The organism is Kitasatospora nipponensis (assembly GCF_039528135.1).
Classification (GTDB): domain Bacteria; phylum Actinomycetota; class Actinomycetes; order Streptomycetales; family Streptomycetaceae; genus Kitasatospora; species Kitasatospora nipponensis.
Map to the genome: position 1 here is coordinate 1 of NZ_BAAALF010000663.1, position 762 is coordinate 762.

1 protein-coding gene and 1 pseudogene are annotated in these 762 nt (G+C 68.8%); both read right to left on the reverse strand.

The window, feature by feature from the left end; genetic code table 11:
• Positions 1 to 405, reverse strand: a 405-nt coding sequence (locus tag ABD323_RS42570; protein ID WP_344447413.1) for a spherulation-specific family 4 protein, incomplete at its 3' end; no start/stop codon positions are given.
• Between the two features lie 253 nt (positions 406 to 658).
• A pseudogene (locus tag ABD323_RS42575) lies at positions 659 to 762 on the reverse strand (phosphotransferase); the annotation flags it as partial.

The following is a 762-nucleotide window of genomic DNA, read 5'->3' on the forward strand; positions in this document are numbered from 1 at the left end:
GATCGCGGTGCCCGGGTTGTCGACCACCAGTTCCTGGACGGCCGGGTCGAGGGCGTCTACGGTGCTCTGCACGTACTGACGCAGCGCCAGGTAGTAGTCGCGGGAGCTGTTCCCGGGGCCGCAGTCGCGGCTGACCACGTCGAAGAAGATGCGGTCGACGTGCAGCTTGCCGTCGACGGTCCTCAGGTAGTTGTCGACGGACGCCTTCACGCCGGCGAGGGGACGGGCGGCGTTGTCGGTGTGGACGTAGCCGAGCACCTTGGTCTTCGCCCCGGTGGCGGTGGTCCCGCCGCGCAGGGTGTCGGCCTGTGCCTGCCAGGCGGCGTTGAACGGGGTGTCCCCGTTCCCCGGGTTGAGCACCACCACGGATGCTGCGGGCGAGGCCGTCTGAAGCCCCGTGAGCATCGGGTCCCCGGGCCACACCTAGGGCCGAACGGCGATCTCCAGCCCCCTGCTGTCGGCTGCGGCGCCCGAGGCCCCGGACGTCAGGGTGAGCACCGAGCTGAACGCCAGGGCCAGCAGACCTTTGGTGTACGTACGCATGAAATCCCCCCACTGGTCAGCGATGATCATCATCGCTCGGACCGGATGGTATCCGTCCTTCCCGAGCGGAGCGGAAACATCTGACGACCCGCCAGGATCCACAGGGAGCCGCGCATCAGCCTTCGTCCAGCACCGCCCGGATCACGTGCCGGGCGTTGCGCGCCATCGCGGGGTTCGTCGTCCGGTAGTACGGCAACGCGATCACCGCCTGTGAGAGGG